The organism is Ruegeria sp. AK4 (genome assembly GCF_056541025.1).
The window spans coordinates 203527-218695 of the sequence record NZ_JBQFXS010000003.1 but is presented as its reverse complement, the minus strand read 5'-3'; the positions used below and the strand labels follow the sequence as shown (position 1 = coordinate 218695).

Here is a 15169-nt window from a genome sequence, read left to right as displayed (position 1 = left end):
ACGATGAACGGGTCGTGACGCGAAGTCACAATATAGTGCAACGCCGAAAAACTTCTAATCCGATTGATCCACCGCCGCCTATCCTGCGTATCCTATTGTAAAATGTCACATAACGAGGCTGGAATGTTTGACGAAACCCGGGGCGTACGGAAGAAAATCGCAATAGTAGGTGCAGGCATTTCGGGTCTTTCCGCCGCGTATTACCTGTCAGAAGACCACGATATCACCCTGTTCGAGGCCGAACCCCGGCTGGGCGGCCATGCCCGCACCGTGATGGCGGGCAAGAACGGGGACCAGCCGGTCGATACCGGGTTCATCGTCTTCAACTACGCCACCTATCCTTATCTGACGACGCTGTTCGACGAGTTGAATGTGCCCGTGGTCAAGTCCGAGATGAGCTTTGGTGCCACCATCGACAATGGCCGCATCGAATACGGGCTGAACAACCTGCGCACGCTGACCGCGCAAAAGCGCAATCTGGCGCGCCCCGCCTATTACAAGATGATCGCCGACATCCTGCGGTTTTCCAAGGAAGCCCCAGACGCCGCGCGCGACGATGACACCACGATCGGTGAGCTGGTGGATCAGATGCGTCTGGGCCACTGGTTCCGCCACAACTACCTGATGCCCATGTGCGGCGCGATCTGGTCCACGCCGGTCGAGTTCGTGGATCAGTTCCCGGCCCGATCCTTGGTGCAGTTCTTCCGCAACCACGCGCTGCTGGCCTCGGGCCGCGCCAAGCAGCATCAATGGTGGACGGTCAAGGGCGGCAGCATCGAATATGTCCGCCGCATCGACGCCGCCCTGAGCGCCCGGGGCTGCGAAATCCGCCTTGGCGCGCCGGTCGATCACATCCGCCGTGACGATGCTGGCGTGACCCTTCACAGCCAGGGTCAGGCCGATCTGTATGATGAGGTCATTCTGGCCACCCATTCCGACCAGTCGCTGGCCATCCTGGGTGAGGCCGCAACGCCTGCGGAAAAATCCGCCCTTGGCGCGATCAAGTATCAGCCCAACACCGCCATCCTGCATTGCGACCCGAACCAGATGCCCCGGCGGCGCGCGTGCTGGTCCAGCTGGACCTATCGCTCGCAAGCCGGGAATGTGGGTGTGACCTACTGGATGAACCGGCTCCAGAACATACCCGACAGCGATCCGCTGTTTGTCACGCTGAACGCATCATCGGAAATTCCTCAGGATAGGGTCTTTGATCAGGTCGAATTCGCCCATCCGGTGTTCGACAAGGCGGCGCTGCGGGCGCAGGGGCATATCCGGGCGATGCAGGGGCAGAACCGGACCTGGTTTGCCGGGGCCTATAACCGGCACGGATTTCATGAAGACGGGATTACCAGCGCGATGCATGTCGTCGACCGGATCAAAGGCACCCCGCACACCATCGGAGCTGACAATGGCCGTTCTGAAACAGACCCGTCCATATCTGTTGCGGCGGAATAGCGGGTTTTTCCACGCCGCGCTGCTGTCGCTGGCGCTGCTGGTCCCCGGCGGAGTGGCGGCCTCGCCACTGTCCAACTGGCTGAGTAATCCCAAGCAGCTCGGCAGCTCGACCTTCCGCTTTCTGGGCCTGCCGGTCTATGACGCCAAGCTGTTCACCCCGAACGGCGCGGCTTTCAGCTGGGCCGAGGATTTCGGTCTGCAAATCACCTACCGCAAGAATATCTCGCAACAGACACTGGTGAACTCGACGCTGGACGAGATGGCGCGGCAGGGCAACCCTGCCCCAACGCAAGCCCAGCTTGAGGCCTGTTTTCGCTCCATCTCCAAGGGCGACACCTATCTGGCCATCTCGGAAGGACCGAACAAGGTCGGGTTCTGGCTGAACGGGGCTCAGACCTGCACCCTGACGAACACAGGCATCAAACGCTCGTTCATGTCGGTCTTTCTGGGCGACAACACTCGTTCTGCCAGCTTTACGCGGCAGTTGAAGGGGCAATGATGCTGTACCCGCGTGTCAGCCTCTATGCGCTGATGCTCGCTGCGGCGGGTATTCCGCTTTATATTCACCTGCCCCGGTTTGCGGCGGTGAATCTGGGGATCGGTCTGGGCGTGATCGGAACCGTCTTGCTGGTGATCCGGCTGGTGGATCTGGTGCAGGACCCGGCGATTGGCTGGGCGATTGACCGCTGGCCCGGTGCTCAGATGCTGTTCGCCGCATTGGCGGCCATCGGTCTGGCCATCGGGTTCCCCTTGTTGTTTTCCCTGCCCCAAGGGGCAAGCGTCGCGGCGCTGGTTGCCATTCTGGTGCTGCTGTTTTCGGCCTATAGCCTCGGGACGATCCTGCTTTATGGCCGCAGCGCCACGCTGGCGAAACATCCCGCCCCGAAAGAGCTGATGACACTGGCCGCCTATCGCGAAGGCGGGCAACTGACCGGTGTGATCATCGCGGCCAGCGCCCCCGCCCTGTTCGTGGCCTTTGGCGCGCAGGCGCAGGGCTATCCGGCCTTTGGACTGTTTCTGGGCCTGCTGGCGGTTCTGACCCTGGCCCTGACCCTGCCGATGTGGCGGCGCACGCCGATCACCGGGCATGGCCTGTCCTTTTCCGAACTCGGTCAGGCCGGGGCGCTGCGCCTGCTGGCGCTGGCGCTGGTCAACAGCCTGCCCGTGGCGATCACATCGACCCTGTTCCTGTTCTTTGTCGAAGACCGGCTGCAACTGCCCGGCAAGGCAGGCCCATTGCTGATCCTGTTCTTCCTCAGCGCCGGGGCCAGCGTGCCGCTCTGGGCGCGGCTGAGCAACCGGATTGGCCCGAAACAGACTCTGATCATCGCCATGCCGCTGTCGATTGCGGGCTTTATCGGCGCCGCCACCCTGTCTGCCGGAAACCTCGGCGGATTTGCTCTGATCTGTCTTGCGTCCGGAGCGGCGCTTGGGGCGGATATGGTGGTTCTGCCCGCCATGTTCTCGGTGGTGCTGACGCGCGCGGGGCTGAATGCCTCGGCCGCGTTTGGCATCTGGTCTTTTGCAGGCAAGCTGGGCCTTGCGCTGGCTGCCTTTTTCACTCTGCCGCTGCTGGAACGCAGCGGCTTCACACCCGGTCAAACCAATTCCGCGCAGGCGCTCGAGACGCTCAACCTGGCCTATGCGGTGCTGCCCTGCATCCTGAAACTCGGGGCGTTCGGAATGGTTCTGACCCTGCCGACAGAGGTCACACGCACATGAACACCATCGTCCTCCTTTTGCTCGCTGTCCTTGCTGCCCTCATCGCGCGCAGCCGCCTGCTGAGCTTTCGCGCCCAGTCGCCGGCGGATTACACCGGCACCGGGCCGGAGTTTTCGCTCAGCACCCATCTGAACGGGGATATCCTGTCCGAAGGGCTGATCTATGGCCCCAATGGCAAGGTGTCGAACAGTTTCGTGGCCCGCATGGTGGGCGAATGGGACGGCAACACAGGCACGCTGGCCGAATATTTCACCTATTCCAACGGCAAGCAGATGACCCGGAAATGGTATCTGACCATGGGGACCGGAAACATATTCACCGCCAAAGCGGACGATATCGTGGGTGAGGGCAAGGGCACGATTTCAGGCTCGACGGTCAAGCTGACCTACCGGATCGTCCTGCCCAAAGATGCGGGCGGACATGTTCTGGATGTCACCGACTGGATGTACCTGACCGAAAACGGCGCGATCATGAACCGGTCCGAGATGCGGAAATTCGGCATCAAGGTCGCCGAGCTGATCGCCACCATGCGCCCGGCACCCGTCCCCCAACCGGCGCATCTGAACGGCGCAAACGGCTATGATGCCGAGGCCGAGCCAAGGCCGCTGCAATGACGGTTTACCGGTCCCTGATAACCCTCCTGGCCATTGCCGGCCTTGCCCTCCTGGCAGCCTGTTCCGCCAAGCCGAAGGTTCCCAAATCCTTTCTGTCCGACCGGCAACTGAACCTGGAAGAGTTCTTTGAGGGTCAAACGGTCGCCTACGGCCAGTTTCAGGACGTCCTGGGCAATGTCCCGCGCCGCTTTACGGTCGAAATCGACGGCACATGGGACGGCGAAACTCTGACGCTGGTCGAGGATTTCGTCTATGACGACGGCGCCACCGAACAGCGTATCTGGACCCTGACCAAAACCGGCGATGACACCTGGACCGGCACCGCCCCCGGCGTTCTGGGCACGGCCACAGGGGTCGAGCGGGGCGATACCTTCAACTGGACATACAAGATCGACCTGCCGGTCAAGGACGGCACCATGCGGGTGAATTTCGACGACTGGATGTGGCTGCTGTCCGATGACCGCCTGCTGAACCGCGCCTATGTCTCGCGCTACGGGATCCGTCTGGGTGAGGTCATTCTGTTCTTTGAAAAGAAATAGACGGTCCTGCGCCACAAACTCAGGCTACCTAAATACAAACTCGTCAATCGCCAGCGGTGGGGTGCCCTCGGCTACCGCAGTGTCGGATTTCGGCGGATCGACCGGATCAGGCTGCCTTGGAAGCCCCAGACGCGCACGCTCAAGCTCGGCCCACAGGAAAAACAGGGCATCCCGTTTGCCCCTGAGGGGTTCGGGCACCGTTGTCCGCACAACGCGCGGCGATCTGAAGGGGCTCTGCTCGATCTTCGCCTCCGGTGGGTTTGCTCTTTTTTCGCACCCTATCAAACCTCGCAAAACTTAACAAATTGATTGAGCCGCGCGTTACTCGCCTTGCAATTGATTTGATTGCACTTTTCGCGCGCGCCGCACAGGCAGATCATTCTGCTTCTCATCCAGCACATTGCGAAACAGTATCGTCAGTTCCGATCTGCGGACCAGCGGGCGCCCGTCGGCGGGCGTGGGGTTATCCTGCGCCGTGCTGCGATCGGGTTTCGCACTGTCAAAGCGTTTCAGGATTGATTTGATTTGCATCTTCATAGTCCTTCAACGTCAGAGTTACGATTTTGCCGCTGCGGATCGGATCCGAACCCGTGGTAAGGGGCTCGAGGATCGAAAAACCGTGAGTGGTAATCCGCAGCGACAGCGCTCATCTAAGAGGTGGTTTCGCCAGCGTAAGGGGGAAGAAACCCGCCAAATACATCATATTTGACCGTGCGGTAAAAATTCCTGAGTGTATTCGGCATCCTAGGGATCAGCCTTAAAGTGTGAACGGTTTTTGGCGACGTAGCGTCACAACGAGACCATCGGCTGAGAGCCCCTGTTTTTCAGGCCGGATGGGGCCGTGCCATAGGGATATGCCTGCCGACCAACAGAGCTGTTTGCGCTCGGAAACATACGCAAACCCGGCCGGTCCGTTTTCTGGACAAGTCTTAATCTTTGTGACGGCTCACGCTCATCTGCGCATCCCATACTGATGTCATGACGTGTTCACCCGACGAACGGAGGTCCTGAAATGTCTTATGCAAACAGCGGCTCTGGCAGCTTTTTTAAAGGTCTGTTTTCGACGGCGGAAGAAAGACGGGCCCGACGCAAACGCAGGGCCGAAGAGCGGCGGAAACAGCGGGAAGCCGACCTTGAATCCGCAAAAGACCTGCGGGACAGTGGCTATTACGACGATCACCTGCCCGACGCCGTTTTCTATCGCCACTACTATTTCTGAGGCAAAGCGACCCGGCGTGAAGGATGCCTTAGCGGCAACGAAAATAGGGCGCGCCACCACCAGCGCGCCCCAGTCACAGGGAGGATAATGAAAATCCGCGCCCAAAAAACCGAACACAGGCGCAAACTAGGTAATGACTGTCATCATGCCATGTCTTGCCGGGCGGGTCAGTGATCCGGATCACATAACTCAAAACCTGCCGACGCTTTTCGCAGCGCGCAGTCCGGGTTGTCCCGCCAGTAGCTTTGGGCCGTGAAACACCCGCCGGACCACCGGCTTGGGCGAAAAAAACTTCACGCTACGGGAAACCCCCAATTTCGCAGGGATGAATTGGCCGGTAGGGTCTGGGTAACGGACCACTCAACTCAATCCGTTGCAACATGATAAGGGGCTGACAAACCTACCCCCTCACTCACGTCAGCCCCTCACATCATCCGATCAGTTCAGGAAAGGCGTGCGCTGGTCGTGACGACGAACCACGAGGAATGACGCTCAGCTTTTAGATCGCGCCCCATTCCAGCCCGAACTTACCCAAGTATTTCCTCAACCGATCCGCATCGTTCTGGGTTTTGCGTTTGCTGCGCGACACGGCGAACAAGGCCCGCCCGGCGGCACTGAGGCTTGCGGAACTGCGACAGACCCGGATCACTTCGGCCAATTGCACAAGATCAAACGGGTCCACGTCAGACACTGCTTCGCCCATCACATCTGCGACCAGCTTGAAGTCATCATCGGACTGGGCCGACTTCCAATCCGATTGGAGCGTCTCGATTTCAGATGCCACCATCGCCCTTGTAATGCGGCCCCTTGGCGCAAGCGTGCACAGCCTGCGGATCGACCCGGAAAAGTCGCGGAAGTTTCCCGGCCATTGGGTTGCAGGGTCCTTGGCAAAACCAAGATACTGTGCGCGCGCGTCGGTGTTGAAACCGACATGCGTGCCCAAATCCCGTTCGCAGCGATCCAGTTCATGCAGAAGATTTGCCTCGATATCCTCGCCGCGGTTGCGCAGCGCGGGCAAGGTGAAACTCCATGTGTTCAAGCGGGCCAACAGATCGGGGCGAAACTGTCCCGAGGCCGTCAAACTGCGCAGATCGCGGTTGGCACCGGCAATCAGGTGGAACCGGCTTGAGATCTCGTGGTCAGACCCCAAAGGATAAAACCGCCCGGTCTCGATCGCGTGCAGCAGAACCGACTGCATGTTGGGGTTCAGTTCGTCCACATCATCCAGAAACAGGACGCCGCCATCCGCTTCGCGCAGCAACCCGCTGCGCTCGGTCCCTGCCGCCCCAAGGTAGGAGCGGCGCTGGCCAAACAGCGTTGCCATGGCGTCTGGCCCGTTCAATGTCGCGCAGTTCACATGGACCAGACGCCCCTTTATGCGGCGCCGATCAAGTTTGAGGCCGTGAATGCGTTCTGCCAGTTCGGTCTTGCCCGTACCCGTTTCACCCAAAAGCAAGACGGGTTCGTCGGAATTGCTTGCGACCAATTCAATCCGGTCGATCAAGGCATTATAGGCCGGATTGCGCGTTTCGATCCCACCCTTCAGTTGGTCGCTGTATTCGCGTGACAATTGGTCGAACCGTTGCTGCAAGGCGTTGTAACGGCTGAGGTCCAGATCGATGATATCGAATTTCGGCCCGTCATCATTCGGGCCCGGTGGGCCAGTCTGGATCAGCCGGGCCGGAACATGTCTGCTTTCGGTCAGCAGGAACCAGCAGATCTGCGCCACATGGGTGCCTGTGGTCAGGTGGACGTGATATTGCTCGCGCTCTTCGTCGAACCCATAGGCGCGGGCAAAGTCGAACAGCTTCCCATAAACCTCCTGAAAATCCCACGGGTCGGACAGGTCCATTCGGTGCAGCAACACCTCGGTCTGGGGTGACAGTTCTTCGATCTCGCGTTTGACCTGATGGGCGAGGCGATTGAATTTGTGGTCGTGCAGCAGCTCAAGCCGGTCGACCTTGAAATGGTCATGAATGGTCAGACTGGGCGTGGGTTTCCAGCGCCGTTTCTTGCCCATATCCAGTTGCGTTCCGAGGAATCCGATGACGACGTTTTGCATGATCTATCTAGATTTATATTTCACGATCCAACTGTATCGTATTGCAGGGCATGAATTTCATCAATAGTGGAAAAATATAAAACAAATCATATACTTACGCCGACCTCAGGTTTTTCTCTGATCGCAGGCTTAACCATGGCAAAACATCCTCACAAACAAACGAGGACAAGGAAATGGCGAACAAATCCGTGTTTGCATCGATCAAAGGCCGGTTGCTGCCGAAGGCAACAGCGAAGAACGCCCATGGCGCGCCGGCCTACGCTTATTCCGATGCCCATGCTCTGGCTCAGGTCGCCGTGACCGGCACCTTCGGGGGCATGTTCTATCAGTCGCCGCAGGAGGAACTGGAATACGTTCTGGATGTGGCCGAAGCCGTCGTGCCGCACTTTCTGGCACAGGCGGCGATCTATGCCCGCCAGTCGGGATACATGAAGGATATGCCTGCGGTTCTGCTGGCCATTCTGGCCCGGCGTGATCCGGTCCTGTTCCGGGCGGCGTTCGCCCAGGTGGTCGATAACGGCAAGATGCTGCGCACGTTTGTGCAGGTCATCCGGTCGGGTCAGACAGGGCGCAAGTCTCTGGGGTCGGCACCGAAAGCGATGGTACAGAACTGGTTGAACACCGCGTCTGACCGGGCGCTGCTGAACGCCAATATCGGGAATGACCCGTCTTTGGCGGACGTGATCAGGATGGTGCACCCGAAACCGGCCTCGGCCGAGCGGGAGGCGTTGTTCGCCTGGATCGTCGGGCGGCCGTGCAATCTGGCACGGCTGCCACGGGCCCTGAGGGACTGGATCGCGTTTCGCGAGACCGGCAAGGGTCCGGTGCCGGATGTGCCGTTCCAGATGCTGACGCAGCTGGAGCTGTCGCCGGAACACTGGGCGCGGATCGCGCGTAAAAGTTCGTGGCAGATGGCGCGGCAGAACCTGAACACATTCCAGCGCCACGGCGTTTTCAACGTGGCCAGGAACGTGGATCATGTGGCGGCCTTGCTGCGCGACCCGCAGGCGATCGCCAGGGCACGTGCGTTTCCGTACCAGTTGATGGTGGCGGCACAGAACGTGACCGGCGATATGCCGCCTCAGATCGTGGACGCGCTGCACGATGCGATGGAAATCGCGGTGCAGAACGTGCCGAAGTTTGCGGGTCAGGTTGTCGTGTGCCCGGACGTTTCGGGTTCGATGACCTGGGCCGTGACCGGGTATCGCCCGGGGGCGACCTCGGTAGTGCGTCACGTGGATGTGGCGGCGCTGGTCGCAGCGTCCTTCCAGCGCGTGAACCGCGGATGTCAGGTGCTGCCGTTCGACTTCGACGTGCGTGATGTACGTCTGAGGCCGCGCGACACGATCCTGACCAATGCCGAGCGTCTGGCGGCCTTGGCCGGAGGCGGAACAAACTGTTCCGCACCGCTGGCCTGGCTGAACAATCGCGGCCGCGCGCCGGATCTGGTGGTGTTCGTGTCCGATAACCAATCCTGGGTGGATGCCCGGGTCGGTGGACAGGGCACGGCGATGTTGAAGGAATGGGAGGTGATCAAGCGTCGCAACCCGAAGGCCAGACTGGTCTGCATCGATATCGCCCCTTACGGGACCACGCAGGCGCAGACGCGTGAAGACGTGCTGAATGTCGGCGGGTTCTCGGATGCCGTCTTTGACCAGATCGCGGCTTTTGCCGCCGGTCAGACCGGACCGGATCACTGGGTCGGCGAGATCGAGAAAATCGAACTATGAAAACGGGTCAGGCGGAATGCCTGTGGGACTACAGCCTTGAACTCTGTCAGATGTCTCACAAACATCTTGTCCGCCTGACCCAAACAGACAATTCCCGGCGAATGCTGGTGGAACTACAGGTTAGAGCGCCGGTCGGCAGGCCGGAGGTCGCGGGTTCAACTCTCGCCGCGCGTTGCGCGTAGCTCAGTGAAGATGTTTCACCAACCCTTTGTCGCCGGGACCCGAACAACGTCAGGCAGAATGCCGGTGGGACTACATCGCTGTTAACGATCCGCGCCCGACAAAGGGCGCTGTCTCACCACTTCTTGTCTGCTTGACCCGAATTGAAAGGAAACTGTCTCGGCGAATGCCGGTGGAACTACAGATTGTTAATCTCCGTGTCGCGGGCTCGAATCCCGCTCGTCCCAGCCCCCTTGGGGGAGGGACGGTAGCTCAGTCAGGTAGAGCGGGCGTTTCACCCTGGTCGTGCTTTGCACGCAAACATGACCGCTTTGTCGTCGAGACCCAATCAGAAGGAATACCCCGGCGAATGCCGAAGGAACTACATGGCACACCAGGGACAGGTCGAGCGGGTTCAACTCCCCTCCGTGCCGGCGCCCAGACGGCAAACGCATCTGCCCATTCAGATGCGGGGCGGGCCTCCCAACTGTTTCTTCACCCCTTGTCGTCGGGGCCTTGGATCGTTGAGATAGAGTGATGAAAGACTACCGAGAGTACCCACCACAGAACTTGGAATCAGACGTCGACTACGCCCGTCGGCTCGAAAATAGCGGCGCGGAAGAGATGTGGATTCGAAAAGCCTTAAGGTTCCATCGCCAGATGCCCTTGGAAGATATGGGCAATTTCTTCGAGGCGTTTTCCGAAGCTCGTTTGAAACACCTGCAACTGCTCATCAGTGTCCACCCTCAGCGAACCTACGAGTCTTTCGTCAAGAAGGTCTCCAAAAACCTTGGGATATCTGAGGAGCGCGCCGAGTTTTGGGTCAAGAAGTTTGAAGAGATGCAACCGAACAAGACTGATTTTTTGAACGGTAAAGTCAATGACTGAAGAAAACACATTCGACCCCGTAACCGGGGAACATCTGAAAGATTGGGGGCATCGTCCCGGCAAACAATTCCCGGCCCTGCTGGCGCGCGCGAATGATATGCGGGCAGAGGGGTTTGGTCTGGTGCGCATCCGGCAGGAACTGGAGGGCGAGATCCCTCCAATCCCGCCTACGCTGGACCTGCGCGCGCCCGCAGAGGTTGCGTTTCACGAGAACATTGACGCAGTGCATCCGGATGAAGAGGACAACGTCTCGAAGGTGCGCGAGACGATGACGGCGCTGATGCGGACACCGACCATTGAGGCCGGGGCGATCATGCCTGATGCCTGTCCGGCCGGGCCGGTAGGCACGATCCCGGTTGGTGGTGTGGCGGCGACACGGAATGCGATCCATCCGGGGATGCACTCGGCGGATATCTGTTGCTCGGTCATGATCACGGATCTGGGTCACGCTGACCCGAAAGCGGTGCTGGATGCGGCGCAATCCGTAACCCATTTCGGGCCGGGCGGGCGAGCGCAGGGCAAGCGGTTCACAACCTCGCTGAAACTGCTGGATGCGTTCCGCGAGAACCCGTTTCTGGACAACCCCAAATCGCTGCGCATGGCGCAAGAACATATGGGGACGCAGGGCGACGGGAACCATTTCCTGTTTGTCGGGCGTTCGCGCAAAACCGGGCGGACGGCAATTGTGACCCACCATGGCTCGCGCGGGCCGGGGGCGGTTCTGTATAAGAACGGCATGGCTGTGGCCGAACGGTTCCGCAAGGAACTGTCGCCGCAGACATCCAAGCAGAATGCCTGGATTCCGGCGGACACCGAAGAGGGTCGCGATTACTGGGAGGCACTGCAACTGATCCGCAAATGGACCAAGGCCAACCACAACGCGATCCACCAGGCGACGGTCGAAGCCGCGCGTGTCGGCGATGTGGGTGAGCGGTTCTGGAACGAACATAACTTCGTCTTCAAACGGGGTGATCTGTTCTACCACGGCAAGGGCGCGACACCGGCCTGGGGAGACTATGCGGCGGACGCAACAGGTCTGACGCTGATCCCGCTGAACATGTCGGAACCGGTTCTGGTCGTGCGTGGAAAGGATGCGGGCCACGGTCTGGGCTTTAGCCCGCATGGGGCCGGCCGGAACTTTTCCCGCTCCGAGCACAAGCGCCGGATGGGGTCGGTCACGCCGGATGAGATGCTGAAGGCAGAAACCGAAGGTCTGGATATCCGGTTCCACGCCGGTGGGGTCGACGCATCCGAGCTGCCATCCAGCTACAAAAACGCGGACAGCGTTGTGGCGCAGATCAAGTCCTATGATCTGGCCGAGATCGAGGATTACATCGATCCCTACGGCTGCATCATGGCCGGAGATGTGCCGCCGTTCTGGAAAAACAAGAAGAAAGGTCGCCGGTAATTGCCGGCGACCCTGACGGCTTCCAGCTTAGCATCCTGATGATAGCCGTCCTGCAGTCTTGGCTGAGACCGACATGCAGGCGATCAAACCGAGCCGTAGCAGCATGATCTTGTAGCGGTTCCAGCGCGTATTGAAACGCGTGGGCGCTGACCCTGAATCACAGGAAGCGTCCATTTTCTGCGCTTGCGCACAGATGAGTTGAACATTGACGTCAGCCGAGACTCAGCCTTGCCGTCAACCCAATTCGCGCTTGCGCATTGGGTGCGGGGCAGCCTCAGGTCTCGGGGTTTGTTTGTGATAGCTTCATCATCTGCGGGCCATAATTGATCGAAAAATACTCCAACGCCCATCACTCATGGATCGCGAAAGGGGTTAGTTTTCAACGTGTTGGGTTGATTTCCTCTCTATTACTAAAAATTTAGTTTGACAGCGGCGCCGAATATCACCGATGCTGATTGCCATCCGGTCTGCACCGGATCACATAATCTTTGGGAGGAGACAGATGCGGAGACATCTACTTTCCGCCGTGGCGGCAGCGGCCGTCATTGCGGGGCACGGTCCTGCTTGGGCCGACGAAGCCGCAGCACAACGTTGGATCGACGACGAATTCCAGCCATCGACTTTGTCGAAGGACGAACAGTTGTCGGAAATGAAGTGGTTCATCGAAGCTGCACAACCGTATTCGGGCATGGAAATCAATGTCCTGTCCGAGGGTATCCCGACGCATTCCTATGAATCCGAGGTTCTGACCAAGGCGTTCGAGGAAATCACCGGCATCAAGGTCAACCACCAGATCCTCGGCGAAGGCGAAGTCGTTCAGGCCGTTCAGACCCAGCTGCAAACCGGGCGGAACCTCTATGACGGCTATGTTAACGACAGCGACCTGATTGGCACGCATTCGCGCCTGCAACTGGCCTATCCGCTGACCGACATGATGGAAGGCGACTGGGCGGCGACCACCTCGCCGACGCTGGATCTGGATGACTTCATGGGCATTCAGTTCACCACCGGCCCGGACGGCAAGTTGTATCAGCTGCCCGACCAGCAGTTTGCGAACCTTTACTGGTTCCGCAAGGACTGGTTCGATGACGAAGCCAACAAGGCCGCGTTCAAAGAAAAGTACGGCTACGATCTGGGTGTTCCGGTCAACTGGTCGGCATATGAAGACATCGCCGAATTTTTCACCAATGACGTGAAAGAGATCGACGGCGTAACGATCTATGGCCACATGGACTATGGCAAGCGTGCGCCTGATCTGGGCTGGCGCATGACGGACGCCTGGCTGTCGATGGCTGGCGCCGGTGACGTGGGCGAGCCGAACGGTGTTCCGGTCGATGAATGGGGCATCCGCATGGAAGCGGGCACCTGTAACCCAGTTGGCGCGTCCGTTTCGCGCGGTGGTGCTGCGAACGGCCCGGCTGCGGTCTATGCGATCCGCAAGTGGGATGAGTGGCTGCGGGCCTATGCGCCTCCGGGTGCCGCGTCTTACGACTTCTATCAGTCGCTGCCGGCGCTGAGCCAGGGCAACGTGGCCCAGCAGATCTTCTGGTACACCGCCTTTACCGCCGACATGGTGAAGCCGAAGTCCGAAGGCAACAACACCGTGGATGACGAAGGCACGCCGCTGTGGCGGATGGCGCCCAGCCCGCACGGCCCCTATTGGGAAGAAGGCCAGAAAGTTGGCTATCAGGACGTGGGGTCGTGGACCTTCCTGAAATCGACCCCTGCGGATCGTGCTCAGGCGGCCTGGCTCTATGCCCAGTTCGTGACGTCCAAGACTGTTGACGTGAAGAAGTCCCATGTGGGTCTGACCTTCATCCGCGACAGCTCGGTCAATCACGAGTCGTTCACCGAACGCGCACCCAAGCTGGGTGGTCTGGTCGAGTTCTACCGCTCGCCCGACCGTGTGGCCTGGTCGCCGACCGGCATCAACGTGCCGGACTATCCGAAGCTGGCCCAGATCTGGTGGCAGCAGATCGGCGACGTGAACTCGGGCGCATTCACCCCGCAAGAGGCGATGGACCGTCTGGCAGAAGAGATGGACATCACCATGGCCCGGATGCAGGCTGCGGATGAAAGCGCCGGTGTCTACGGTGGCTGTGGACCGCGTCTGAACGAGCCGCAGGATGCCGCCTTCTGGCTGGAAAAGCCGGGCTCGCCCAAGGCCAAGCTCGAGAACGAAAAGCCGCAGGGCCAGACCGTCAACTATGACGAACTGGTTCAGCGCTGGCAGTCTCAGTAAGCAAGCGAAACCGGGGGTGCCGTCTGCGGCATCCCCACCCCAAGGCCAGTGCGACGCACTGAAGGACCGGAACCCACGGACATGATCGAACTTCAAGACGCCACCAAACGGGTTGGCAATGTCATCCATATCAAGCCCACGAACCTGACGCTTGAGACCGGCCATTTCAACGTGCTGCTGGGCGCGACGGGATCTGGCAAGACCTCTCTGATCAAGATGATGGCGGGGCTGGACCCAATCGCCTCGGGCAAGGTCCTGATGGATGGGCAGGACGTCACGCGGCTGAACACGCAAAAGCGGCAGATCAGCCTGGTGCACCAGTTCTTTGTGAACTACCCGCATATGACCGTGTTCGACAACATCGCCTCGCCGCTGCGCGTGGCGGGCATGGCGAAATCCGAGATCGAAGGCCGCGTGGAAGAGGCCGCCGACCTGCTGCAACTGCGCCCGATGCTGCACCGCCGCCCGCATGAGTTGTCGGGCGGGCAGCAGCAGCGCACCGCGCTGGCCCGCGCGATTGCCAAGGAAAGCCGCGCGGTGTTTCTTGACGAGCCACTGGCGAACCTCGATTACAAGCTGCGCGAAGAACTGCGTGAACAGTTGCCCGACCTGTTCGCAGGGCGCGGGGCCGTGGTGGTCTATGCCACCTCGGAACCGGAAGAGGCGTTGCTGCTGGGCGGCTACACCGCGCTGATGGAAGATGGCCGCGTCACCCAATTCGGCCCCACCGCCGATATCTATCGCAACCCCGAAAACCTTGCCGCCGCGCGGGTGTTCTCGGACCCGCCTATCAATGTGGCACGCATCACCGTGTCCGGTGCGCAGGCGCAACTGGCCGGCGGCGGTGGCTGGAACGTCGCCGATATCGCCGATGGCGACTACATGGTCGCCGTGCGTCCGCACCGGGTGACCCCGTTCCGCTCTTCCGACGCCGATGTGGAACTGACCGGGCGTGTCATCGTGACCGAGCTTTCGGGCTCGGATTCCAGCGCGCATTTCCAGCACGGGGACGAAGCGTGGGTATCCCTGGCCTCGGGCGTCCACCCCTATCAGGTGGGCGAGGATCACAGTTTCTACATGAACCCGGCCCATTGCCGGTATTTCGGCCAAGACGGCAAAAGGATCGCCTGA

The 15169-nt window shown here is 60.0% G+C and carries 14 protein-coding genes; 11 read left to right on the top strand and 3 right to left on the bottom strand.

The window, feature by feature from the left end; translation table 11 throughout:
- Positions 1-123: 123 nt before the first annotated feature.
- The 5 genes from ACR0EZ_RS07480 to ACR0EZ_RS07460 are packed head-to-tail and all read left to right on the top strand — an operon-like array spanning position 124 to position 4330.
- On the top strand, positions 124-1455 hold the full coding sequence (locus ACR0EZ_RS07480) for an NAD(P)/FAD-dependent oxidoreductase (protein ID WP_480612026.1): 1332 nt from the start codon (positions 124-126) through the stop codon (positions 1453-1455).
- Positions 1409-1954: a hypothetical protein gene (locus ACR0EZ_RS07475; protein ID WP_480612025.1), complete on the top strand. Its 546-nt coding sequence runs from the start codon at positions 1409-1411 to the stop codon at positions 1952-1954. Before ACR0EZ_RS07480 ends, ACR0EZ_RS07475 begins: the two co-directional genes overlap by 47 nt.
- On the top strand, positions 1954-3177 hold the full coding sequence (locus ACR0EZ_RS07470; RefSeq protein WP_480612024.1) for an MFS transporter: 1224 nt from the start codon (positions 1954-1956) through the stop codon (positions 3175-3177). The genes ACR0EZ_RS07475 and ACR0EZ_RS07470 overlap by 1 nt, the downstream gene beginning before the upstream one ends.
- Positions 3174-3791 (top strand): DUF3833 domain-containing protein, encoded by a 618-nt coding sequence (locus tag ACR0EZ_RS07465; protein ID WP_480612023.1) that lies wholly within the window; start codon positions 3174-3176, stop codon positions 3789-3791. Before ACR0EZ_RS07470 ends, ACR0EZ_RS07465 begins: the two co-directional genes overlap by 4 nt.
- On the top strand, positions 3788-4330 hold the full coding sequence (locus tag ACR0EZ_RS07460) for a DUF3833 domain-containing protein (protein WP_480612022.1): 543 nt from the start codon (positions 3788-3790) through the stop codon (positions 4328-4330). The genes ACR0EZ_RS07465 and ACR0EZ_RS07460 overlap by 4 nt, the downstream gene beginning before the upstream one ends.
- Positions 4331-4354: 24 nt before the next feature.
- On the opposite strand, the gene ACR0EZ_RS07455 is transcribed toward ACR0EZ_RS07460, so the two are convergent.
- Positions 4355-4528, bottom strand: coding sequence for a hypothetical protein (locus ACR0EZ_RS07455; RefSeq protein WP_480612021.1), 174 nt, complete (start codon positions 4526-4528; stop codon positions 4355-4357).
- A 123-nt stretch (positions 4529-4651) separates the two neighbouring features.
- Positions 4652-4861: a hypothetical protein gene (locus tag ACR0EZ_RS07450; RefSeq protein ID WP_480612020.1), complete on the bottom strand. Its 210-nt coding sequence runs from the start codon at positions 4859-4861 to the stop codon at positions 4652-4654.
- Between the two features lie 481 nt (positions 4862-5342).
- Here ACR0EZ_RS07450 and ACR0EZ_RS07445 point away from each other — a divergent pair, with 481 nt between their 5' ends.
- Positions 5343-5549: a hypothetical protein gene (locus ACR0EZ_RS07445; RefSeq protein WP_480612019.1), complete on the top strand. Its 207-nt coding sequence runs from the start codon at positions 5343-5345 to the stop codon at positions 5547-5549.
- A 499-nt stretch (positions 5550-6048) separates the two neighbouring features.
- Here the strand turns inward: ACR0EZ_RS07445 and rtcR are convergent, their stop codons facing one another.
- Positions 6049-7611, bottom strand: a complete 1563-nt coding sequence (rtcR, locus tag ACR0EZ_RS07440; protein WP_480612018.1) for an RNA repair transcriptional activator RtcR — start codon at positions 7609-7611, stop codon at positions 6049-6051.
- 173 nt (positions 7612-7784) lie between these two features.
- Between rtcR and ACR0EZ_RS07435 the strand changes: the two genes are divergently transcribed.
- From ACR0EZ_RS07435 to ACR0EZ_RS07415, 5 genes are all read left to right on the top strand, one after another.
- Positions 7785-9341 carry an RNA-binding protein gene (locus ACR0EZ_RS07435; protein WP_480612017.1) on the top strand — a complete coding sequence of 519 codons (1557 nt, stop codon included), beginning with the start codon at positions 7785-7787 and terminating at the stop codon, positions 9339-9341.
- Between the two features lie 696 nt (positions 9342-10037).
- Positions 10038-10388, top strand: coding sequence for a hypothetical protein (locus tag ACR0EZ_RS07430; RefSeq protein ID WP_480612016.1), 351 nt, complete (start codon positions 10038-10040; stop codon positions 10386-10388).
- Positions 10381-11796 (top strand): RtcB family protein, encoded by a 1416-nt coding sequence (locus tag ACR0EZ_RS07425; protein WP_480612015.1) that lies wholly within the window; start codon positions 10381-10383, stop codon positions 11794-11796. The genes ACR0EZ_RS07430 and ACR0EZ_RS07425 overlap by 8 nt, the downstream gene beginning before the upstream one ends.
- 502 nt (positions 11797-12298) lie before the next feature.
- Entirely contained in the window at positions 12299-14038 is a 1740-nt protein-coding gene (locus ACR0EZ_RS07420; protein ID WP_480612014.1) for an ABC transporter substrate-binding protein, read from the top strand.
- 81 nt (positions 14039-14119) lie between these two features.
- Positions 14120-15169, top strand: coding sequence for an ABC transporter ATP-binding protein (locus ACR0EZ_RS07415; protein WP_480612013.1), 1050 nt, complete (start codon positions 14120-14122; stop codon positions 15167-15169).

Coding starts and splice junctions, on each gene's coding strand:
- ACR0EZ_RS07480 (WP_480612026.1), top strand. CDS start 124: ATGTTTGACGAAACCCGGGGCGTACGGAAGAAAATCGCAATAGTAGGT.
- ACR0EZ_RS07475 (WP_480612025.1), top strand. CDS start 1,409: ATGGCCGTTCTGAAACAGACCCGTCCATATCTGTTGCGGCGGAATAGC.
- ACR0EZ_RS07470 (WP_480612024.1), top strand. CDS start 1,954: ATGCTGTACCCGCGTGTCAGCCTCTATGCGCTGATGCTCGCTGCGGCG.
- ACR0EZ_RS07465 (WP_480612023.1), top strand. CDS start 3,174: ATGAACACCATCGTCCTCCTTTTGCTCGCTGTCCTTGCTGCCCTCATC.
- ACR0EZ_RS07460 (WP_480612022.1), top strand. CDS start 3,788: ATGACGGTTTACCGGTCCCTGATAACCCTCCTGGCCATTGCCGGCCTT.
- ACR0EZ_RS07450 (WP_480612020.1), bottom strand. CDS start 4,861: ATGCAAATCAAATCAATCCTGAAACGCTTTGACAGTGCGAAACCCGAT.
- ACR0EZ_RS07445 (WP_480612019.1), top strand. CDS start 5,343: ATGTCTTATGCAAACAGCGGCTCTGGCAGCTTTTTTAAAGGTCTGTTT.
- rtcR (WP_480612018.1), bottom strand. CDS start 7,611: ATGCAAAACGTCGTCATCGGATTCCTCGGAACGCAACTGGATATGGGC.
- ACR0EZ_RS07435 (WP_480612017.1), top strand. CDS start 7,785: ATGGCGAACAAATCCGTGTTTGCATCGATCAAAGGCCGGTTGCTGCCG.
- ACR0EZ_RS07430 (WP_480612016.1), top strand. CDS start 10,038: ATGAAAGACTACCGAGAGTACCCACCACAGAACTTGGAATCAGACGTC.
- ACR0EZ_RS07425 (WP_480612015.1), top strand. CDS start 10,381: ATGACTGAAGAAAACACATTCGACCCCGTAACCGGGGAACATCTGAAA.
- ACR0EZ_RS07420 (WP_480612014.1), top strand. CDS start 12,299: ATGCGGAGACATCTACTTTCCGCCGTGGCGGCAGCGGCCGTCATTGCG.
- ACR0EZ_RS07415 (WP_480612013.1), top strand. CDS start 14,120: ATGATCGAACTTCAAGACGCCACCAAACGGGTTGGCAATGTCATCCAT.